We start from the raw sequence: 22,520 nt of genomic DNA, 5'->3' as shown, positions 1-22,520 counted from the left end.
TTTGGACAACCCTTCCGGTTCGCCGGAGATCTCACGGGCGGGAAAGGTGATTACCGTTCACTCAATCGACAACCTCGATCGGATCCATCCGCTGGAGGCCGAATGGAACAACCTGCTGATCCTGCAGAAAAAGGAAAGCACTGTATTTTACACGCCCGAATGGTATCGCTGCTGGTGGCAAACCTTCGGGCAGCAGAATCTCCTGCGCATTTTCCTGATCCGTGAGAATGAAGAGCTGATCGGGATCGCACCGATGATGATCCGGCGACAACGTAATCGAGGATTCCCGATCAGGATGTTCACCTTTGTCGAGAATGGAAACTCCCTGCACAATGACTTTCTCTTACATCCGGAAAAGAGAGAGAAGGCGTTACGTGCGATTCTCGATCACCTGATGGCCGAGAAGGACTGCTGGGATCTTGTCGAATTCAAGAATATCCCCGAAAATTCCCGAAACTGTGACTTTCTCCGAAAAATCCTGAAAGACAAGAATTTTCTTTACGGCACACAACCCGCCTTGATATCGCCCTACATCACAATCAACTCAGACTGGGAGAGTTATTACAAAAGCCGATCATCCAAAGCACGTAAAACCCTCCGGAATATTCGCAACCGCTTCAAGCGGGAAAGGGATTTTTCCGTACAAGAAATTAATGATTATGCAACATTTCAAAGCATCGCACCGGAATTGTATGAGATTGCAAGAAACAGCTGGACGGAAGAAATTGGAGACTCGCTAAGCTCCCCGGCGAACCGCCGTTTCTTCGATCAACTTTCGCGCGTAGCCGCCGAAAAGGGATGGCTCTCGGTCTGGTTACTAAAGGTCAAAGGCGATCCGGTTGCGTTTGAATATCACCTGAAATATAATGATAAAATTTACGGCATGCGGGCATCGCACAAAAAAGATTACGGCCGGATGTCACCGGGTGTTTTTCTGGACGCGCATATCGTTCAACAACTCTTCGAAAAGGGGGAGATAACCGAATATGACCTGGGGGGAAGTTCTGACCACTACAAGGAAAAGTGGACACGGAACTGCAGAAGGCATATCAACGTTCATCTTTTTAATGTCACATTATATTCAAAATTGTTGTATGGCGTTGAATACAGGTTTATTCCCGCAATCAAACGTATTCTCCGTAAATCAGCATAGATTTTCAAAGCGCGTATGAACAAACCAAAGGTCGTAATTCTTGTCAGCTCGGATCCATCCGATATTTACTTTGCAAACCGGTTGACCCGAAGGCTGAATGTCGCAGCCGTTTTTGTCGAAGAACAGCACGGCGGCAGCAATCTGCCTCTCCGGTTACTCAAGGCACTCCGGTTTATGGCACACCCACTGCTTCTCTTCAAAAAAATATCGGATAACCGGATTGTCAAAGAACACTTCCGAAAGACCACAATCGTTGATAAAACATATTTCGGTGAAGAAGGACGCCATATCCTGCCTCATGCAGGCCAAACGGTGGTATATACGGAAGGGGGAAAAACAATTAATGAACCGGGTTATATCCATGCGATCCAGGAGATCAAGCCCGACGTAATTGCCGTCTGTGGTACGTCCGTGCTGCAGGAGAAGGTCCTCTCCATCCCCCCCAAGGGAGTGCTGAATCTACATGGCGGACTCGCACAAAAATACAGGGGTACGTGTACGACTCTTTGGGCACTCTTTAACGGAGAACCGGAATATATCGGCGCCACCGTACATTACGTGGACAAGGGAATCGATGACGGGGACATACTGTACCAGGGAAGGCCGGAGATATCCGGAATTGACAACCCGGAAACACTTTATGTAAAGGTCGTAAAACTCGGCATCGAAATGATGATCCGGGCCATAGAAGATATCGAAAACGATCGAGCCCGGAGTTGCGCATTAACGGAGAAAGGAGCACTGTACCTGAATCGAATGATCACTCCGGAAGTACTTCAACGGGTCTGGCAAAACATCGATGCAGGCATTCTCGATGACTATCTGAAAGACAAAACCGGAAGGGATAAAAAGGTATATTCCATCATGCAGAATGTTTTCCACACGTAATCGAGCACGGGGTAACGCATGTCGTTTTTACGTAATATAAACCGGCGACACTTCCTGGTAAAAGTTTTATCTGTTCTGGGTGCCGGTTTTTTCCTGAAGTGGTTGCCCTCTCTGAAAAACAGTCATGCGCACAGTGGAAGAAAGAGTATGCTCGTCTCCGTCCATCACGACAGGGCATCAGACCTTACGGACGAACGCGATAACAAGAATCTGGATGAACAAGTGATCAAACAGATGCTGGATGAAGGGATCAAGTCTTTTACCGGTGAAAGAAACTTGTTAAAAGCTTGGTCAAAAATCATTCCGGATCCGGCCAAGAGGGTTGCGATCAAGATTAACTGCCAGATCCAAGGCATCTATACCAAATCGAAGGTTGTCAAGGCTGTCACGGACGGACTGATCCAGCGTGGGGTCCGACCGGACAATATCGTCATCTATGACAAGACCGATCACGCATTCCGTTATGCCGGCTTCGAGAAAAATCTCGGGCCGGGGATCAAGGTCGGGACGGTCGACGATCTCGGTGGTTATCACCGTTTCCTTTTTAACCGTATGGCGAAATTGTTAACCGGCGGCATTCCTCTCAGTGAGAACAAATACCGGTGTGATTATCTGATCAATGTGCCTGTCCTGAAGGCCCTGGAAGGTTACTCCGGCGTATCTCTCAGCATGAAGAATCATTACGGCTCCATCGGGAACCCGTCGCATCACCACAAGGATATCATGGAGTTTTTGCCCCACCTGAACGCCCAACCGCAAATCCGGGACAAGACCCGCCTGATCGTGCTGGACGCCATCTTCGTCGAATACAAGTGGATCAACGGAAGAGACCAGAAATATGTAGATCCCTTGAATCAACTGATCATTTCAGACGATCCGGTAGCGATAGATTATACCGGATGGAAAATCATCGATAAGAAACGCAAAGAACACGGCCTGGAACCGGTGTCTCCTGCCCCGGTCTTCATCCAGACCGCCGCCGATCGTGGATTGGGGACAACCAACCCGCGCAGCATCCATCTTTCCCTGTAAGGGCAAATCAATGAATGCCTCTAAAATCATCCGAAATATCGTTCCCGGCCTCCGGGAGATCCCGGAATTGATCCGCTATGAATATCGCCATTTATCCTTAAGCGCAGCGGACTCTATGGGGTTTTTAACCTATCGGTGCACAAGCCGGTGCAAGACCTGCAATATATGGAAGAGGAACAGCGAACAACCGCAAGAATTAGGTCGAGACGAGTGGCTGACGATTCTTGCAAGACTGAAAGATCACGGCATCCGGTCATTTGAAATCTTCGGCGGCGATGCCCTTTTAAGAAAGGATGCCGTTTTTGATATGATTCAATATTGTGCAAAAAACGGGATCCGGACCTATTTCCCGACAAACGGGAATCTGTGCGACAAAGAAACGATCCGCACCTTGATAGAGTACGGGTTACATACCGTCTATCTCTCTATAGACGATGTCGGCACAAAGCATGACGGGATCCGGGGCATCGACGGAACCTTTCAGAAAATAACGGATGCACTCGAGAACTTCATTGATATCCGAGGCTCCCGCACCTACCCCAAGATCATTATATGCAACACGCTTTCCAACATGAATTACCGGGATTTTCCCCAAATTATCCGGTTTCTTGAACAATACCATATCGATGCAGTTTACCCCCGGTTTTTAGGGGAATTTAGCCAGGAGAACATCAATTTATCCAAGATCAACGGAGTTCAGCCCGAGCCCTACTTCGTATCTTCCGAGGATGCATCACACCTGCTGAACCGTGAGCAACTGGTCGAGTTCAAAGAACTCATCAAGCAGACAAAGAAACATCATCAGAAAATCTATGTAAATTTCAGAGCGCTCGACGTCACCAGCGAACAGACATTTCTGTCGGGCCTGTATGATTATAAACACTGTCATATTGCAACCACCTTTGTCACTCTCAATCCGAACGGAGATGTCGTTCCCTGTCCGTTTTACCGCTCCTACGTCATTGGAAATCTTCTAAAAACAGACCTGGACAAAATATGGGGAAATGAAAGACACAGGCAATTCGTGTCGCTGCAGCAAAAGAAAAAGATCGCGATCTGCAACAACTGCAACATGCGGGTCTATTATCCCTCCATGCTGGAAACCCTGAAATATTATTACCGGCGAGCCAAAGAATCCATCTTCTAAAAATGCCATATTCCAAAAAAATAAGTATAGACAGTCACAACAGAAGGCTCCTTCGCGTTTTGTTTGTGGTGCTCTCTATGGGTGTGGGAGGAGCAGAAAAACTGGTCTATGACATAATTCAGGGGCTTCCGCAAAAAAACATTACCCCCACTGTCTGCTGCCTCGACATGATCGGCCCCCTGGGTGACAAATTGGTCACACAGGGTATCCGGGTCTATTACCTTAAAAGAAAAAGGGGCATCGACTGGGGCCTCGTTAAACGCTTAAACAGGATCATTGTCCGAGAAAAAATCGATGTGGTACATGCCCATCAATATACCCCCTATTTCTATGCGGTTCTCTCCTCATTAATGGGAAAGAAAATCAGACTCATATTTACAGAGCATGGTCGATTATATCCTGATCGGCGAAGAATAAAGAGATACCTCTTTAATCCGCTGCTTGCCGGCATGACAGACCATATCGTTTCCATCTCTGAAAGCACGAAAAAAGCCATGGTGATGTATGATAACTTCCCCGCACAAAAGATAGAAGTTATCTTTAACGGCGTGCACTTTGACGACTCCAAGACAAATATCGTTCCATCCACAAAACGCCGGTTGCTGCAGTTGGATAACACAAGCCGGGTTATGGGCACGGCCGCCCGTCTCGACGAGATCAAAAATATCCCCATGTTGCTTCACGTTTTCAAGCGTGTTCTGGCTCAAATGCCGCAAACCTATCTGCTGATCGCGGGGAAAGGCCCTAAGGAGAAAGAGCTGAAAGATCTTTCGAAACATCTCGGCGTCGAAGACCGGGTGGTTTTCTTGGGACTGAGATACGACCTGCCGGAAATCTATCCCTTGTTTGACGTGTTTCTTCTCACATCCTTTACGGAAGGAATTTCGATCACACTCCTGGAATCCATGGCCGCCGGAGTCCCTTCTGTTGTAACAGCAGTAGGAGGAAACCCCGAGGTTGTAATCGATGGGAAAACCGGATACCTTGTACCCACCGGAGAGGAACAGACCATGGCAACCAAGGTCCTGGAACTGCTTCGTTCCCCAGAGAAACAAAAAACCATGGGGGCCAATGCCGCCGAAAGGGCGTCCAAAGACTTTTCCTTCCAGAAAATGCTGTCACGTTATTTGCAACTTTATCAGGGAAGCCTATGATCCCTTTTCTTGAGGTCACTGCATTCCTGTCACTTCTGATACTTCTCTATACTTACATCGGATACCCGCTTCTCCTCGTGGTACTGCGATTTGTAATTCCGAAAAAAGAAATCCTCCGGGAGAAGACCGGAGCGTCCGTCAGTTTGCTGATCTCCTGCTACAATGAAGAGGATGTTATCCGATCGAAGCTTGAAAACTGTTTGTCGCTGGACTATCCAAAAGGCAAGCTGGATATACTGGTCGTCTCCGATGCATCTACGGATCAGACAGACTCGATCGTTCGCGAATATGAGGACCGAGGGGTGAGGCTGGTTCGCCAAGAAAAACGTATGGGCAAAACATCCGGCCTCAACCTGGCGATACCGCTCGCAAAGGGTGAACTGATCATCTTTTCCGATGCCAATGCAATCTACCGGAAGAATGCAATTAAAAAATTAGTCCGAAATTTTCATGATCCCACCGTGGGATACGTCGTGGGACAAGCCCGTTACACCGATCCGGGAAGAACCATGGCCGGGAAAAGCGAAAACCTCTACTGGAATCATGAAACCCTCATTAAAAAAATGGAGTCCGACCTGCATTCCATCGTCGGCGGCGATGGCGCCATCTATGCAATCCGGAAAGATCTTTACGAACCGTTATTAGAAACAGACATCAATGATTTCGTGAACCCCCTCCAGATCATTTTGAAAGGATACCGCGGCATCTATGAACCCGCCGCAATTTCCTATGAAGAGGCGGCCGGGACCTATGAAAAAGAGTTCAGACGTAAAATCCGGATCGTCAACAGGAGCTTCAGCGGCCTGATGAGACTGAAAGGCGTTATGAACCCTTTCAAAACGGGAATATTCGCGCTTGAGGTTATTTCTCACAAACTGCTGCGATGGTTTTCACCTCTATTTCTGTTTTTATTCTTTGTTTCCTGCTTCCTGCTCTCCGCTTCCGGACGATCCGTCTATCAATTCACATTTCTCTTTATTGTAGCATTCACCGGTATGGCTTATCTGGGAATGCTCCTTTCCGAAAAACATATCCGGGCGCCTCTTGTTCCCTATGCCTACTACTTCATTCTGATGAACATTGCCTCCCTGCTGGGTATCGCAAAAAGCTTGCAGGGAAATATCATCTCGACATGGAACCACGCGAGAGGGCAAGAAGACAAAGTATCCGAAAACCTCCTCACCCGGAACCGCTGTATCATCCACCTGTTCATGGCAGTGCTGTCGATCTATGCAATCTGTCTCGCTCTCCACTTAGGCCGGATTCCGCTCCGGTTTTTCACACACCTTGTTTTCCGGTTCTCACTTCTCCTGCTCGGATACGTGTATGTCGGTTATCCGCTTATCTTGGGAATCGTCACTCTCTTTTATCGAAGGAAGATCAAGAAACAGGAGATCACTCCAACGGTCTCTTTGTTGATTTGTGCATATAACGAAGAGGAAGTCATCGAAGAGAAAATCAGGAACTGCCTTGAACTGGACTATCCAACAGACAAAATCAAGTTTATCATTGCTTCCGACGGGTCTACGGACCGCACCCGAGAAAGGATACAAAAGTTCCGGGAGGATGAGGATCGCGTAACCCTAATGCAATATCAGACCCGAGAAGGGAAAACAGCGGTGATCAACAAGACGGTCCCGGAGATTGACAGTGAGATCATCATTTTTTCCGATGCCAACACCATGTGCCGACGGGATGCCGTACGTAAACTGGTACAAAACTTCGCCGACCCTTCCGTAGGGGCCGTCAGCGCGGACGTAATCCTCCGCGGCGAGGAAACAACTTTGGGGAAATCCGGATCAATCTATTACATCTATGAACGCTGGATCCAGCGGAAAGAGACGGATCTTGGATCCATGATCGGGGCCGACGGCGGCCTGTACGCCATCCGGAAAGAACTTTTCGTACCACCACCGCCGGATACCATTCTGGACGACTTTGTAATTTCTATGACGATCGTCTCGAGCGGTCACCGCCTGATATACGAAGAAGAAGCGATCGCAGAAGAACGGAATTTTCTTTCTCCCCGGGAGGAATTCTTCCGGCAAGCAAGGGTCATCGCGGGAGCCATCCAGTCGCTCAAGCAGAGGCAGGGGATCCCCTCATCCCTCGTCACACGGGAGATGTTTTGTTATCTGTCACATAAACTGCTGCGCTGGTTTGCGCCTTTTTTCCTGATTTCATTGTTTCTTGCAAATATTCACCTCGCCCTGTCCTACGGACAGCCGGGTTACCGCATGATCTTGGCCGTCCAGTTTCTCTTCTACGGATTCGCCTTCACCGGTTTCGTGGTAAAGCGGAGAGACCACCCATTACAAACATTCCTGTTTCCTTATTATTTCTGCCTGATGAATGGAGCGGCATTATACGGAATCTATAAGGGAATATTGAACAAACAGCCGGTCACATGGACCAAGTTCCACAGGTTGCAGTCGGACTGAATGATTCATGATCCTGATCTCCATCATCATACCCGCAAGAAACGAAGAAATGAATATTGTTCGCTGCATGAAATCGATCCATGCAAATACGTTCTCTTCAAAGGAATACGAGGTGATCGTGGTGGACAATGGCTCGACGGACAGAACGGCAGACCTTGCAAAGTCCTGCGGAGGAATCGTCTACCGAAGACCCGGGGTTACGGTCTCAGCGCTGAGAAATTACGGAGCAAAAAAATCGAGGGGCAAGGTGCTCGCTTTTCTTGACGCAGACTGTACGGTGGAACGAGACTGGCTTGAAAGTGCCTCCCGGTACTTTCAACGGGAAGATGTCGCCTGTTTCGGATCGCCACCGTATATTCCCGCAAACCCGACCTGGGTACAACAAACCTGGCTCCTGGTACGGAATCCGGAGGAAAAACTCCGGGAAACGGACTGGCTGGAATCGATGAATCTATTCGTGCGGAAAGATGCTTTTGAACAAGTTGGAGGCTTTGACGAAACCTTGACCACCTGTGAAGATGTGGACATTTCCTATCGCCTCTCGGCACAGGGAAAAATCATCTCGGATCCGGACATCAAAGCGATCCATCATGGAGAGGCGCGAACAATCCGGGAGTTCTTCCGCAAGGAACTCTGGCGCGGGAAAAGTAATTACCGGGGAGCCCTCAGACATGGTTTTCGATTCAAAGAAGTGCCGAGTCTTGTCCTTCCCTTTTATTTTGGGATCTTTGTGCTGCTCATTTTTATATTGCTCGTCATACGAGCGGAAACCACATGGCTTTATGCAATGATTATCCTGTGGCAAACCCCCCTGATGATCTCAGCCGGACTGAAGATTCGACATAACTCGGGTATGAGACAATATCCCCATCTGCTTCTCCTCTATAATGTGTATTATCTTGCAAGATTCTGCGCCATTTTCTGACGGTTCCGCCCCCGACACCACAAGCAAAGCTTCAACGGAGGTCCAGATCGATGTGCGGTATTGCAGGAGCTACCCGGAATATGCTGGGAGACTTTCCGGAAAAGTCGCTGGAACGGATGAACGCTGTCATGACCCATAGGGGCCCTGACATGGGCGACATCTTTCTGGATGCAAGTATGGGACTTTGCCACAGAAGACTTTCGATCATCGACCTTTCCGGGGACGGCAGACAGCCGATGACAAGCGCCGACGGGAGATTTACGATTGTTTTTAACGGGGAAATATATAATTTTCAGGAATTGCGTCGCGCATTATCAGACCGGGGATTCCGGTTCCACACCCGGACCGACACGGAGGTCCTTCTTGCCAGCTACGCGGCATACGGACCGGCCTGTCTGGAACAAATTAGAGGGATGTTCGCCTTCGCAATATGGGACAGGCTGGAGGGCGGGCTGTTCGCCGCGAGAGACCGGATCGGCAAGAAACCTTTCTATTATTATTTTGCCGAAGACCGGTTTGCTTTTTCCTCTGAAATCAAGTCCCTCCTCGAAATCGGCGTCGGAAGGGAGATCGATCCGACCGCACTGATCGATTACCTGAAATACCTCTATGTCCCTCATCCCAAAAGTATCTATCGCCAAATACGGAAACTGGAACCGGGGCATTATCTGACCTACCGAAATGGAGCCTTGAAGATCACGGAATATTGGGATGTAGATTTCTCAAGGCCTGTTCGGGCGGACATCACGGAACTTGAAGAAGAACTTCTCCATAAAATAGAAGAGGCCGTACGGTGCAGACTTATATCCGATGTGCCTCTCGGGGCCTTCCTGAGCGGCGGGGTGGATTCGTCCGGCATCGTCGCCTTGATGGCACGGACGAAAGACCGGACTGTCAAGACCTGCACCATCGGTTTTGACGACAAAAAACACGATGAAGCCGTGTACGCGAAGGCGTTCGCTGCAAGACTCGGGACCGACCATCACGAATATTATATCCATGACGAACCGGCCAGGATCATCAAAAAACTGGTCTGGCACTGTGACGAACCATTTGCCGACTCCTCCATGGTGCCGACCTATTATGTTTCGGAAATTGCCAGAAAGAACGTCACCGTCGCGTTGTCGGGTGACGGCGGGGACGAAAACTTTGCCGGCTATGACAAATATACCGTGGACCGGTATGAAAACCTTGCCCGGCAATGGGTTCCCGGATCCCTGCTCAGCGGTGTCATGCGATTCACCCAAGAAGCGGAAAGGGGACCGCTCAAGAGGCTGCATTCGCTCTGTAGATCCTCCCTCCTCTCGCCGGCGGAAGCCTTCTATGTTACAAACACCTTTATCACAGACCGGCAATTACGCCGGGTGGCATCCGACAGCTTCCGAAAAGAAGTTGAGGCTTATGATCCTTCGGGGCATGTAAAAAAATTTTACGACAAGGCAAATGGCCCGGATCATCTGTCCAGGATCTTATATACCGATCTGAAGCTCTATCTTCCGGGCGATATCCTGGCCAAGGTAGACCGCATGAGCATGGCCAACTCCCTGGAGGTTCGCTCTCCCCTCCTGGATCATAAGATCATAGAATATGCGGCGAGGATCCCCTCCTCTTTGAAACTGCATGGGACCACGCAAAAATATCTATTGAAAAGAGCGTTTGGGGAAATCGTCGGGAAGGACATCATCCACAGGGAAAAACATGGTTTTGTCGTCCCGCTGGCGGACTGGCTCCGCCATGAACTGAGACCCATGGCCGAAGACGCCCTCTTTGCGAATGAGCAGATGGCCCCCTATTTTCATCTCCCGGAGATTCGTACTCTATGGGACAGGCACCTGTCGGGAAAAGAAGACCACGGAACCGTACTCTGGAGCCTGTTCATCTTTTCTTTATGGCTGGAGTGCTTCAAACCTCAGTGATTCCGTCATGTTCCGAAACATAAAACACGATCTCAAAAGATTGGGTTCCGGGCAATCCACCCTGCGACCGATGATCCGGGGACTCTTGTCCCAGGGATTCCAGGCAATCATCGTGTATCGTTTCTTCAACTGGTTTCACAGGCATCACGTACCCGCCCAGCCATTTCGTTTCCTGGTTGAACGGTTGACGGAAATCACCACGGGGATCTCCATCCCGGCGGAATGCACCATCGGCCCAGGGCTTCGCATTCATCATTTTGGAGGGATCATCCTGCATCCGTCGGTCGTCATCGGAGAGAATTGTACGATCTACCATCATGTCACCATCGGAGACAGGGGTGGAAGCGGAAACGCAGCCAGGATCGGGAATAATGTATTGTTCGGCGCCGGCGCCAAGATCATCGGAGAAATTTCGATCGGTGATAACTGCCGGATCGGTGCCAATGCCATGGTCAATCAAGATGTCCCGGAAAACTCGGTTGTCTTTGGAAACCCCTGCGTGATCCGAAAACAAACCTGAAAGGGTATCTACCGGTGGAATCGATCCGGATCATGGATGTACGCGGGACCTACAAAGGAGGTGGAGGGCCGGACAAAACCATTCTGCACTCCGCAGCCATGCACAACAGCTCAAAAGTTGAGGTACTGGTTACATACATCCGTCAACCGGAGGACCGGGAATTCCGGATTGCCGACATGGCACGGCAACTCGGGATTGATTACGTGGATTTTGTCGACAGAAATCTTCTGGATCGGAAATGCATCGGTTCTTTGAGACGGGTCGTCCGGCAGAGAAGGATTACGTTAGTCCATACACACGATGACAAAACACTCCTCTACGGAGCCCTCCTGAAATATCTCGTGCCCGGACTGCGTATCATGCACACCTGCCACTCTCATGCCGAGTACGACAGGGAATCATTTGCAAAGACCGTGGCGTACCTGAGGTTCCTGTTTCGCAAGAGATTCATTCTGTGGCTGATGAAGCGTCATGCGCTCCCGATTCTCACAATATCGGAAGATACACGGCAGCGCTTGATCCGCGGCGGTCTGAAGGAGAACGATGTCCAGGTGCTGTACAATGGAATCGACATTGCTTCCTGGTCGCGCTCCCTGGCGGAACCCGTACTGAGAAAAGAACTCAACTTGGCAAAGGGTGATCTCCTGGTGGGGACCGTGGCAAGGATCACCTACGACAAGGATTTGCCGACCTTTTTTGAGGTGGTACGACAAGTGACGGCGCGGATGCCTAATGTAAAATTCGTTGTGGTCGGCGACGGTCTCGGCAATGAACTGGAAAAGGCCAAATCAGATGCTGCCGGAATGGGCCTGGGTCATGTCGTTCATTTTACCGGTCACCGGACCGACCTTTCCGATATTTATGCATCCTTCGATCTTTTCCTGATGACTTCGCGGACGGAAGGACTGCCGAACACGATACTTGAAGCCATGGCCTTGGAGGTTCCCGTCGTCTCGACGGACGTCGGCGGCATACCGGAAGTTGTTCTGGGACATGAAACCGGACTCCTGTGCCCGGCGGGGGATACCGCCTCTCTTGCCGATGCGGTCACAGAACTCCTGCAACGGCCGCAACTCCGATCCCGGATGGGGCGGATGGCCCGGCAACGTATCCAGAACAGGTTCAATTTCCGTAAAAGGGTGCAACAGTTGGAAGCGATCTACCTCTATTTTGCGGGCAGGGGCGAATGGCCCAGCTTCTGATTCACTCCTGCCGAAAGCTTAAAAAAGTCCGGCAGGAAAAATATTTTTCCCATCGTCGATAGATGCAAATAAAAATCACAAATCCATCCCATCTCCAACGAACAAGATACCCGGCCACGATCGGCATTCCCTGCCCGCAAGGCATCGTGAAGCAGGACAGCGATTTTGTTCTCAACGGGAAGGGCCGGTCAATCCCGGTTCAGACAACACCATTGGCCCACTGGCCGGACAGAAGCGTTAAATGGCTGCGCTGTGATTTCCTCGTCGACATGGCACCCGAGGAACAGGTCCATCTGCGTCTTGAACCCGTGAAGACCTTGAAACATGCGCAGGAGGTAATATACTGCAATTCAGCCGGCAATATGATCGAGATCGATACCGGCGCCGCTTTTTTTGTCCTGGATTCTTCCAGGCTGCTCCCTTTCCGGAGGGTACGGGTAGAGGGACAGGATATCCTCGGTGATACCGGCAGTGACCTCTGGCTAAAAGATCAGGATAACCTGAAGTTGCCTGCCGTCATTGAAAAAACAGCCATTGAAGCCCGTGGTCCGGTCCGCTTAACGCTCAATATCAAGGGCCATTTCGGCCGGGACAAAAAACTCTTATTCCAGGCAAGACTGCATTTTTATACAGGGACTGCAAAAACATGCATCGAGTTTACACTCCACAATTCCCGAGCGGCAAAACATCCGGACGGAATCTGGGATCTTGGTGATCCTTCTTCATTCTTGTTCAAGGAACTCGTTGTGTCTCTGTCCCTGAATAAAGACTTCGGCGCCGATTATTATTACAAAACCTCTATCGGGGAACCATGGCGGACTTTCGAGAAAGGCGGGCCACTAATCATTTACCAGGAGTCGAGCGGCGGTGAAAACTGGTGCAGCCCCAATCATAGGAACCGAAACGGCAATGTCCCTATGACGATACGAGGATATCAGGTATTGCAGGATGATCATGTCATAATGACCGGGAAGAGGGCCGGGCCGATTCTCTGGGCGGGACCAAGCACCAACGGACTTTCTGTCGTCCTTTCGCAATTCTGGCAGGAATTCCCCAAAGCAATGGGATTCCATGACGATATGATAAATATATCATTCTTCCCGGAAAAGTTTCCAGACTTGCATGAATTACAGGGGGGGGAGCAAAAAACACATCTTCTTCATCTTGATTTTGCAACTACTCTGGATCAGGCGGGTTGGGGACTTGGGCCACCGGAGATAACATTTTCACAGGAAACGATCGGGCAGTCCGGGCTGTCCAACGACATTACCGGCGGCGAGCCAGCCGACCCCCAATACCTGGAATTTACGGCCGCAGCTCTTGAAGGACCGAACAATTTTATGGCCAAGCGGGAAATGGTCGACGAATACGGATGGCGTAATTTCGGGGAACTGTACGCCGACCACGAGGCGGTCTACCACAGGGGGAAGAGGCCTTTTGTCTCACATTACAATAACCAATACGATGCCGTCGCCTCTTTTTATCGCGAGTATTTCCGCACCGGCGACTTCCGATGGGCGGGGCTGGCCTCGGATCTGGCCCGTCATGTCATTGACATTGATATCAACCATACGGATGAAGACCGTGAGGAATACTGTCACGGCCTTTTCTGGCACACCGACCATTACCTGGATGCCGGACTCAGTACTCATCGAAGTTCATCCAGGGAACACTTGAAACACAAAAACCCCGCATTCGTTGGAGGCGGGCCTGCCGCGCAACACTGTTATACAACAGGACTTATGGTTCATCATCTTCTGACCGGGAATCCTCGTTTCCGGGAGGAGGTACTCAGGCTCGCCGACTGGTGTTACCTCTCCTTGAAAGGGCCGCAAACCATTCTCGCATCTTTTCTGAGAGCAAAGAAATATCTGCATTCCTGGTGGCGCGGGAAACGAGAAGCGGGAATATGGCCGTGTTTTCCTCTTGACCGAGGCACCGGAAATTGCCTTTCCGCGGCTCTAGATGCCTTTGAGCTTTCGTCGGACAGGAAATATCTCGATATCGCAACCCGCCTGATCCAGGGCACGGTGCACCCGAATGACAACATCGCCTCCCGCGACTTGAATAATGTCGAACGCTGGTGGTCCTATACGGTTTTTCTGGTTGCAACCGGGAAGTATCTTGAGAAAAAGAGTGAATTAAACGAGTTCGACAATGATTACGTTTATGCAAAAGACACCCTGCTGCACTATGCAGGCTGGATGGCAGAGAATGAATACCCGACTTTGACAAGGCCCGGAGTCCTTGAATACCCTAACGAAACGTGGGCCGCCCAGGACCTTCGGAAAAGCGTCGTCTTTTATCTTGCAGCTCGATACGCCCCATCCGAGAATCGCAAGCGATTCATTGAACGTTGCCGGTTCTTCCTGACGGAAAGTTTCAAAGAATTACAGAGCCGTGAAACACGATTCCTGACACGCCCCATGGTCCTGGCCCTGCAGAACGGATGGATCCCGGACCCCGGCGAATCCGTCCATCCCGTTCACGAAAGGAAAAGCCCCGGCAGCGGACAATACAGTTCATCGCCATTCCGTTACACAATGCCCGGACTTTTTCGTAGAATCCTGTCTGATGTTGCCGGATGTTGTGCAAAGACAAATCTAAAAAGAGAGTGGAACTGGCTGAAAGCCCGTATAAAAAACAAATGACATTTAAGGAGTTCACAAAGATTGCCTTCTGTAACATCCTGCTTTTTGCAGGCGTCAGCCGATTTCTGCGGCACAGATACCGGAAACGCCTTCTGGTAGTGACGTATCATGGAGTTACACAAAGCAAAAATCCTCCTTCTGCATGGACATTGTTACCTGCGCGCATCTTCGAGCAACAGATCTCCTGGCTCGCGAAATACTATAACCCCGTTTCATTAAATGAAGTCTTGTCGGCGGCGGCAACAGACAACCCCCTCCCTGATCATTCCGTTTTAATCACCCTGGATGACGGTTTCAGGAATAACATGACTGTCGCCTACCCGATCCTGAAAAGATACAGGATTCCAACCGTTATTTTCCTTACTGTTGATTACATAAACTCGGACCGGTTTTTCTGGGTTGACGAACTATTGCTGACCATTCTCGAAGCCGGAAAACAGCAAGCAAACCTCCGGCTTACCAACCCACAGGCAAACTTTCTTTTCTCGAAAAAACAATATTATGAAGCTTACCACATGGAGGTGGAATACCTGAAGAGAAAGCACGGCAATGAAAGATCCGCTCTTTTGCAGCAGGTTGTCTCCCAGGTTGGCTTCGACCGATCCACTTACATAGATGATTTCGGGATGTTGACCTGGCCTGAAGTATTCAAGATGGACAAAGAAGGACTGATTGAATTCGGCTCCCATACCGCTACCCACAGAATTCTCACAAACACACCGGAGGAACTGCTTGAAGGAGAATTGGCCGGGTCGAAAATAAGGCTTGAAAAAAAGTTAGGGCATGAGATCAGGGCGTTCTGTTACCCGAATGGCCAGTTTGGAAAGGATTACTCACCAGAACATAGGAAATTACTGGCTCATTACGGCTACAAATGCGCGTTTGCCACGGATTACGGACTGTACAATCCGGGCAAGGACCATCCACTTTCTATCCCTCGCGTCGGTGTGGGCAATGACATATCAGCACGTAAAAGCTTTTATCGATTGAGCATGTCAGGCTTCTTTGAGTATCGAAAATCGTTTCTTTCGTGGTAGGATCACAGGTACTTCTTTCACGGATAAAGATTTCCAACTCTTAGAAATTACGTCGAAGCAATTCAGGAATGAAAAAACGAGTTATCTTTTTAATCACCATAGACACGGAAGAGGAATGGGATTGGTCCGGGCCGCTCCCTGTTCCACCGTACTCGACGGAGAATATCTCGTACATTCATGAATTCCAGGATCTTTGCCGGTCTCTTTCCATTATTCCAACCTACTTTGTTGACCATGCCGTCGTGGAAAAAGAAGAAAACTGCGCGACTTTAAAGAGCTATTTCAAAAAAAAGGAGTGCGACATCGGTGCTCATCTGCATCCATGGTGCAACCCTCCTGTCACGGAAGAAATCAACGATCATAACTCATTTATAATCAATCTGCCCATCCTCCTGGTAGAAAGGAAATTGAAAAAGCTTACCGATATTATCAAGGAACGCTTCGGCATACATCCTTTTTCTTTCCGTTCAGGAAGATGGGGTATGGACGGGAAAATCATGCGTTTATTAGCGCATTATGGCTATCAAGTCGACTCCAGCATCAGACCTTTTTATAGCGAAAAGGATTTTTCGTACGACAACGCCCTTCTTTATCCTTATTATCCCGATTTCGAGAACTGCCTTGCACAAGGAAAGCAGCGTTCGCTATTGGAGATACCGGCCACAGCAGGATTTACTCTCCCCTGGTTTCAGTTCTCAAATAAGTTGTATCGCATTCTCTCCACCCCCAAGGTTGCCAGGCTGCATGTGATCGGAATCTTGTGGCGCCTGAAATTATTGCGAAAAGTAGCCATTACCCCGGAAGGTTACACTACCGAAGATATTTGTCGCTGTATTGACATGAACATCCATAACGGCAACAGCGTTATTAACCTTTTTTTTCACAGCTCGGATCTACGACCGGGCAGTACGGCCTACGTAACCACGCCGCAGGATAAACAGAACTTTTTCAGAACCATTGAAAATGTTGTAACTTACATTCAGAAAACCTATCACGCGGATTTCCTTACCATAAGAGAGGCATATACAAAGATGCTGGAGGAAAATCTTTCATGAAAATTATCGGTATATCCCCCTTAGACAAAGACGCTACCGTTTGCCTGCTGGAAGACGGGAAAGTGATCGCTGCAATTGCTGAAGAAAGACTGAGCCGGATCAAGATACATGCCGGGTTCCCCTATCTGGCTTTGCAAGAGCTTTTCCAGCGATACGGGCTTACCGCTCAATCGGTCGATCACGTCGCATACTCATTTTATGACTGGCAAAGGGAATCGGAGCTGATGAGAAGCTCAGCACGTTGGCATGCCGACAAAGAAAAAGTATATCCTCCTCAAAACCTTTTCCATCACATGCGGAACTTGCCGGAACAACCGGAAAAAAAATACAACATACCGGCTCTTACGGAAAAAAAATTGTACATGAAGAAGCCGGGATATATGAACATCGCATATAGAATGCTGAGTACCTATTCATGGATAGGCACCATAATGGGAAGACGTAAAAGAAAACAATGGGTGGAAGGAGCAAGCCGGGACCACAGACATTGGCAGGAAGAGCTGATCAAGGGATTGCAGAAATTCGGCATTGACCATAAACTGCAACGTTTCGACCATCACCTTTGTCATGCCGCAAATACCTACTTTACCTCAGGCTTTGACGAGGCACTGCTTATTACACTCGACGGTTATGGAAGCGGGCTTGCCGGAAGTGTCTCCATCGGCCGCAATGGCGGGATAGAACGGATACATGCCCTGAAGCATCCTGTCAGTCTTGGAGAATTTTATGAAAAGGTAACATCATCGCTTGGTTTCAAGCCCGGCCGGCACGAAGGCAAAATCGTCGGATTAGCCGCATACGAAAAAGCCGACATCCTCTATGATACGGTACGCTCTTTCTTCGAAACATCCGACGGCGATATTTATTATCATCTGCCGCATAATTTCGTTTTCTCACGCTATCTGGCATCCCGTTTTTCAAAACCGGCAGTTGCAGCAGCCTATCAGAAGGTTCTGGAGGACATCGCATGCGAATATATCGCGTATTATGTAAAACAAACCGGGATAAAGAATGTCGCACTATCCGGCGGTGTCGTCGCAAACGTTAAGGCAAACCAGCGTATTTTCGAGATCGACGGGGTGGAAAATATCTTCATCCACCCGAACATGGGGGATGGTGGATGTTGCGTGGGTGCAGCCATGGCACTTTATACCCAGGAGACGAGCTCTCTTCAGACCGAACGTATTGATGATGTCTATTGGGGACCGGAATATCCTGAGGAAGAAATGCTTTCCGCCATACATCAGGCCGGGCTTAAACCGGAAAGACCTCAAAATATTGAAAGACGGATTGCGGAACTTCTTGCGGACGGCAACATCGTAGCACGATTCAACGGCAGGATGGAATACGGCCCCAGGGCCCTCGGCAACAGGTCCATCCTCTACCACGCAACCGATCCCTCGGTCAATCTCTGGCTCAACCAGCAATTAAAACGAACGGAATTCATGCCCTTCGCACCGGCAACATTATATGAAGAAAGGAACAAGTGCTACAAGAATATTCATGGGGCAGAATATACGGCTCAGTTTATGACGATCACATTTGATTGTACAGATTTTATGGTGGGAAAGTGTCCGGCGGCCGTGCATGTTGACAAAACCGCACGGCCACAGCTTGTAAGCCCGCAGACAAATGAAAGTTTCTATAACATCATCAAAGAATATGCGTCCATAACCGGGATTCCTTCGATTATCAACACAAGTTTCAATATGCATGAAGAACCCATTGTCTGCACTCCCCAAGATGCCATCAAGGCTTTTAATCAGGGGGACCTTCCTTATCTCGCGATGGGACCGTTTATTGTCAGGCAATAATAGGGAAACAGCAGCTTCAGGAACCTTGGCAAAAAACCTGAGAGCTGAAGTTTTCAACAACTTATATACGAGCGTATTTTGAGAGCATCCGTTTATTGGGCATTCATCTTTCTTTCTCTTCCCTTCATCTGGAGAAGACCCCTATGGGGACTGATCCTGTATACCTTTTTCAACATCATCCGCCCGGAGATGTTTTTTTGGGGTGGGAACACTGGTGCAAAAACTTTTGTGGTTCTCTTTGCTTGCACATGGATCGCCACTATCCTGAATTCCGGTCGGTTTACCTTCAAGTCATTTCTGGAACCACAGCCCTTGCTAATCCTATGGCTTTATGGCGCATTGATTCTCTCTATCTTTCTGTCTCACTATGAAATTTCAAGATCCTATTATTATGCAAACGAAATCGTCAAAACCTATCTTTATGCTGTATTGCTTGTTGTTCTTGTTAATAACTTTCAGGAAATCAGAACACTTGAGAACTTCATACTCTTCAGTTTTGTGCTGCTCGGAATCTGGGGGATACAGCAACACTTTTTAGGAAATGCTCGTCTGGAAGGTCTGGGTGGACATGCTTCTTCAGATACGAATGGTGTAGCGGCACTTTTTGTCCTAACTTCTCCACTGGCCTTTCAAAAGCTCTTCGACGGGGACAATAACAAGACAAAGTTTATTGGTTTCACGGCTTCAACTATTATGATCTTGTTGGTCATATTTACTCAGTCGCGGGGAGGACTTCTGGGATTTGCCACGGTTGTCGCCGTGATGATTCTTAGAATAAATAACAGAACCAAAGCCCTGATAGCCGCCCTTCTGATCACGGTCATCGTTTTACCATTCATAAGCCAGAGTTACGTGCGAAGGGTCTCATCAATGGAAAACGAAGAAACCCTGGGATGGTCCGCAAAGTCCCGTATAATCCTCTGGAAGGCTGGTCTGATGGTATTCCGGGACCACCCTTTATTCGGTACCGGGTTTCTTTCCTACCCATTGGCAAAAATGGAATATGAAAACAACTTCGACTATCTGGAACCTGATTTCAAGGCATGGGTCTTCAGGAATTATAATCCCAAGGTTACTCATAATACCTATATTGAAATTCTTTCCGATGCCGGACTATTTGCGGCTGTTCCCTACTTTCTGCTTGTTTTCGGTACGTTTCTCAAAAACAGGACACTCAGAAAAATCATCCCGGTTACAGAAAAAAATAAAGAACTGTTTTCATTTTTAGGAGCAATAGAAGCAGGGATTGCTGGTTTTTGTGTCTGTATTTTCTTCATAAACGCAATTACGGCCGTTTTTCTGCCGATACAAATTATCGTTTCCGCTATCATAAGAAAAGAGATTCAAGATACACCGCAAGAAGCACTATCAACTACTAAGCGTATGGAACATGCACGCACAAGATGAATGTTTCCGGCCTGAAAGGGAAACGAAATTAACCTACATGCGCGATATTCTCAATCATATCAAAGTACTTTTCTTTGGCGTTTCATGGCACCGGGCAGAAATCTACAGCTTCAAAGAAAATAGTGTTCATCACTATTCTATAATCAACCCCGAAGTTGACCCCGCCGAAGAGAAGGCTCCTTCCTCAAGCAAGATCCTGGGCTTCAATATTGATCATAAGGCTTCTTTCCAGGAAGCGGTCCCAGATATCATAAAAAACATACAACCGGAAACATTTGGAGCACTTTTTCTTGTTACCCAGACAAGAAAAGATGCAACCTATCTAATAAAAACACTCGAAATACTTTCATTTTCCGATATCGAGTTATATGGAGCGGACCCCGATTATTTTTACTCTCTCGCCCCGTTAACTACAGATTATCACGAAACCATTGAGCAGTACATTCTTGGACTGAAAACAGACTTTTCCTTTGCAGGAAAATTCAAACAAATCATAAAGAACGTTATGATTCACACACGATTATCCGGTAAACTTTATGAATATTTCGTAATCACGGCTCAACCATAATACACAGAAACAAGCCACCTTGCTAAAAAACCATCTCAAAAAAAACTGGGAAAACTATACCGGGACCACGTTGCCCACCACACTGGATATCGCCCCCATCACATCCTGTACTGCTGACTACGGAAACGATGTAATATTGATCTTTACCGGCCGGAACCGATATCCGGAATATGTCATGAAGATATGTCGCTCTTCCAAGTATGGTTTCAAATTGGAGAATGAATTCGCCGCACTTAAATCCCGTTCAAGCATCAAATCACTCTCTACCTATATTCCGACTCCCTATTACATCGGGGAGGTCGGACAACAAGTATTTTTCCTCCAGGGCGCCTTCCCCGGAACGAACTTATTCCGTTTAATCAAGAAAAGAGGCATGTCCCCGAAAAATGAACGCTTACTCAATCAATCCGTAGAGTTACTTGCCGCAATCAATACATCCAAAACACATCTCGATTCAAAGAATACAATGGGCAACCCTTCATCCGCTGATATCCTGTTCCGGTTCGAAAGGGAATTCATTCATTCCGGAATCAGTAAAAAGAAAATAAATGAACTGCAAGACTATTTGCAACAATCCCGAAGAAACCCCATACGTTTTTTCCTGCATGGTGATTACTGGCCAGCCAACATTCTGGTTGACGAAAGGGAAAACCGCATTAATGGTATCATAGACTGGGAGTTCGCTGCAGCGCAATCGACAAGCCCCATGGACATCATTTGGTTTCTGGTCAACCTTGGATACTGCCTGCATCTCCACAAAGATAGCAGCATGGATATACCGACCGCATTTGTTCAAACCTTTTTTTCGCGTGGAGTGTATGCGGAAACATTGGCTGACCTTTTTGACCGTTATGTCGCGATGACCAAAATAGACCGTGGTTCATTCAGAATTTTGTTGGAAATAACACTTGCAGTAATATCCATGCGTGAGCTGATCGCCTATGGAAAACATTCCGCGATGGATCGGCTTTCCTTGAAAATGCTCTTACATACCGTGGAAAACGAAAAGAGTCTTTGTGTTTGAACCTTCCCCCACCACATTCGTAGCCGGACCATGAACAAGAAAAAGATCATTACCAACATATTCTCCAACTGGGCAAACTTCATTACCCTTATTGTCGTCTCTTTCTTTGTTAGCCCCATTCTTGTTCATCGATTGGGGAATGAAAATTACGGCATTTGGGTATTGATCGTTTCACTCACAGGATACTTCACGGTGCTTGACTTTGGAGTCAACAGTGCCATTGTCCGCTTCATATCCATGTACGTTGCAAACAACGAAACCCGTAAGGCAAGGGAAATTTATAACACATCGTTCGTTTTCTTCTCCGCAGTCAGCATCCTGGTCCTGTTGGTTGCATCAGTATTCGCTTATTTTTTCAGGGACCTGTTCGGGATCGCAGCGCTCAAGCAATCCTACTTATACATTGTGTTCATGATTGTAGGAATTGACCTTTCTTTCGGTTTTCTTTGCTCGGTATTCTTGGGAACCTTAAGAGGATTGCAGGAATTTCTCAAGCTCAACATGATTTCCATTTCCACTCTTCTGCTCAAGAATGCGATTCTGGTTCTCTTTTTACTCCGTGGTTATCAGCTGTTGGCCCTGGCCA

General features: G+C 48.2%; 18 protein-coding genes. All 18 read left to right on the top strand.

The annotated features are described in order from the left end of the window. Positions 1 to 46 precede the first annotated feature (46 nt). Positions 47 to 1,153: a GNAT family N-acetyltransferase gene (locus GXP58_06000; protein NOY53159.1), complete on the top strand. Its 1,107-nt coding sequence runs from the start codon at positions 47 to 49 to the stop codon at positions 1,151 to 1,153. A gap of 15 nt (positions 1,154 to 1,168) precedes the next feature. Continuing rightward, complete coding sequence (locus tag GXP58_05995) at positions 1,169 to 2,041, top strand: formyl transferase (protein ID NOY53158.1); 873 nt, start codon at positions 1,169 to 1,171, stop codon at positions 2,039 to 2,041. An 18-nt stretch (positions 2,042 to 2,059) separates the two neighbouring features. After that, complete coding sequence (locus GXP58_05990; GenBank protein NOY53157.1) at positions 2,060 to 3,073, top strand: DUF362 domain-containing protein; 1,014 nt, start codon at positions 2,060 to 2,062, stop codon at positions 3,071 to 3,073. Between the two features lie 10 nt (positions 3,074 to 3,083). Continuing rightward, on the top strand, positions 3,084 to 4,220 hold the full coding sequence (locus tag GXP58_05985; GenBank protein ID NOY53156.1) for a radical SAM protein: 1,137 nt from the start codon (positions 3,084 to 3,086) through the stop codon (positions 4,218 to 4,220). A gap of 2 nt (positions 4,221 to 4,222) precedes the next feature. Then, positions 4,223 to 5,374, top strand: coding sequence for a glycosyltransferase (locus GXP58_05980; GenBank protein NOY53155.1), 1,152 nt, complete (start codon positions 4,223 to 4,225; stop codon positions 5,372 to 5,374). After that, positions 5,371 to 7,815 (top strand): glycosyltransferase family 2 protein, encoded by a 2,445-nt coding sequence (locus GXP58_05975; protein ID NOY53154.1) that lies wholly within the window; start codon positions 5,371 to 5,373, stop codon positions 7,813 to 7,815. Before GXP58_05980 ends, GXP58_05975 begins: the two co-directional genes overlap by 4 nt. Before the next feature lie 10 nt (positions 7,816 to 7,825). Continuing rightward, positions 7,826 to 8,740, top strand: a complete 915-nt coding sequence (locus tag GXP58_05970; protein ID NOY53153.1) for a glycosyltransferase — start codon at positions 7,826 to 7,828, stop codon at positions 8,738 to 8,740. Positions 8,741 to 8,790: 50 nt separating this feature from the next. Continuing rightward, positions 8,791 to 10,656, top strand: a complete 1,866-nt coding sequence (gene asnB / locus GXP58_05965) for an asparagine synthase (glutamine-hydrolyzing) (protein NOY53152.1) — start codon at positions 8,791 to 8,793, stop codon at positions 10,654 to 10,656. Positions 10,657 to 10,663: 7 nt separating this feature from the next. Next, on the top strand, positions 10,664 to 11,176 hold the full coding sequence (locus tag GXP58_05960; GenBank protein ID NOY53151.1) for a serine acetyltransferase: 513 nt from the start codon (positions 10,664 to 10,666) through the stop codon (positions 11,174 to 11,176). Between the two features lie 32 nt (positions 11,177 to 11,208). Then, positions 11,209 to 12,378, top strand: a complete 1,170-nt coding sequence (locus GXP58_05955) for a glycosyltransferase family 4 protein (GenBank protein ID NOY53150.1) — start codon at positions 11,209 to 11,211, stop codon at positions 12,376 to 12,378. 146 nt (positions 12,379 to 12,524) lie between these two features. Next, positions 12,525 to 15,029 carry a hypothetical protein gene (locus GXP58_05950; GenBank protein NOY53149.1) on the top strand — a complete coding sequence of 835 codons (2,505 nt, stop codon included), beginning with the start codon at positions 12,525 to 12,527 and terminating at the stop codon, positions 15,027 to 15,029. Beyond that, positions 14,993 to 16,066 (top strand): polysaccharide deacetylase family protein, encoded by a 1,074-nt coding sequence (locus GXP58_05945; protein ID NOY53148.1) that lies wholly within the window; start codon positions 14,993 to 14,995, stop codon positions 16,064 to 16,066. The genes GXP58_05950 and GXP58_05945 overlap by 37 nt, the downstream gene beginning before the upstream one ends. Positions 16,067 to 16,134: 68 nt before the next feature. Then, complete coding sequence (locus tag GXP58_05940) at positions 16,135 to 17,121, top strand: WalW protein (GenBank protein ID NOY53147.1); 987 nt, start codon at positions 16,135 to 16,137, stop codon at positions 17,119 to 17,121. Further along, positions 17,118 to 18,935, top strand: coding sequence for a carbamoyltransferase (locus tag GXP58_05935; protein NOY53146.1), 1,818 nt, complete (start codon positions 17,118 to 17,120; stop codon positions 18,933 to 18,935). Before GXP58_05940 ends, GXP58_05935 begins: the two co-directional genes overlap by 4 nt. A gap of 78 nt (positions 18,936 to 19,013) precedes the next feature. Then, positions 19,014 to 20,342, top strand: a complete 1,329-nt coding sequence (locus GXP58_05930) for a hypothetical protein (GenBank protein ID NOY53145.1) — start codon at positions 19,014 to 19,016, stop codon at positions 20,340 to 20,342. Beyond that, entirely contained in the window at positions 20,326 to 20,910 is a 585-nt protein-coding gene (locus tag GXP58_05925) for a hypothetical protein (protein ID NOY53144.1), read from the top strand. Before GXP58_05930 ends, GXP58_05925 begins: the two co-directional genes overlap by 17 nt. A gap of 19 nt (positions 20,911 to 20,929) precedes the next feature. Next, entirely contained in the window at positions 20,930 to 21,934 is a 1,005-nt protein-coding gene (locus tag GXP58_05920; GenBank protein ID NOY53143.1) for an aminoglycoside phosphotransferase family protein, read from the top strand. 30 nt (positions 21,935 to 21,964) lie between these two features. Next, positions 21,965 to 22,520: hypothetical protein (locus GXP58_05915; protein ID NOY53142.1), on the top strand; the 556-nt coding region annotated here is incomplete at its 3' end.

The organism is Deltaproteobacteria bacterium, assembly GCA_013151235.1.
Lineage (GTDB): Bacteria > CG2-30-53-67 > CG2-30-53-67 > CG2-30-53-67 > CG2-30-53-67 > JAADIO01.
The sequence above is the reverse complement of the archived record's forward strand: the minus strand, read 5'-3'. Positions and strand labels throughout refer to the sequence as shown.

Coding starts and splice junctions, on each gene's coding strand:
- GXP58_05995 (NOY53158.1), top strand. CDS start 1,169: ATGAACAAACCAAAGGTCGTAATTCTTGTCAGCTCGGATCCATCCGAT.
- GXP58_05990 (NOY53157.1), top strand. CDS start 2,060: ATGTCGTTTTTACGTAATATAAACCGGCGACACTTCCTGGTAAAAGTT.
- GXP58_05985 (NOY53156.1), top strand. CDS start 3,084: ATGAATGCCTCTAAAATCATCCGAAATATCGTTCCCGGCCTCCGGGAG.
- GXP58_05980 (NOY53155.1), top strand. CDS start 4,223: ATGCCATATTCCAAAAAAATAAGTATAGACAGTCACAACAGAAGGCTC.
- GXP58_05975 (NOY53154.1), top strand. CDS start 5,371: ATGATCCCTTTTCTTGAGGTCACTGCATTCCTGTCACTTCTGATACTT.
- asnB (NOY53152.1), top strand. CDS start 8,791: ATGTGCGGTATTGCAGGAGCTACCCGGAATATGCTGGGAGACTTTCCG.
- GXP58_05960 (NOY53151.1), top strand. CDS start 10,664: ATGTTCCGAAACATAAAACACGATCTCAAAAGATTGGGTTCCGGGCAA.
- GXP58_05955 (NOY53150.1), top strand. CDS start 11,209: ATGGATGTACGCGGGACCTACAAAGGAGGTGGAGGGCCGGACAAAACC.
- GXP58_05940 (NOY53147.1), top strand. CDS start 16,135: ATGAAAAAACGAGTTATCTTTTTAATCACCATAGACACGGAAGAGGAA.
- GXP58_05935 (NOY53146.1), top strand. CDS start 17,118: ATGAAAATTATCGGTATATCCCCCTTAGACAAAGACGCTACCGTTTGC.
- GXP58_05925 (NOY53144.1), top strand. CDS start 20,326: ATGCACGCACAAGATGAATGTTTCCGGCCTGAAAGGGAAACGAAATTA.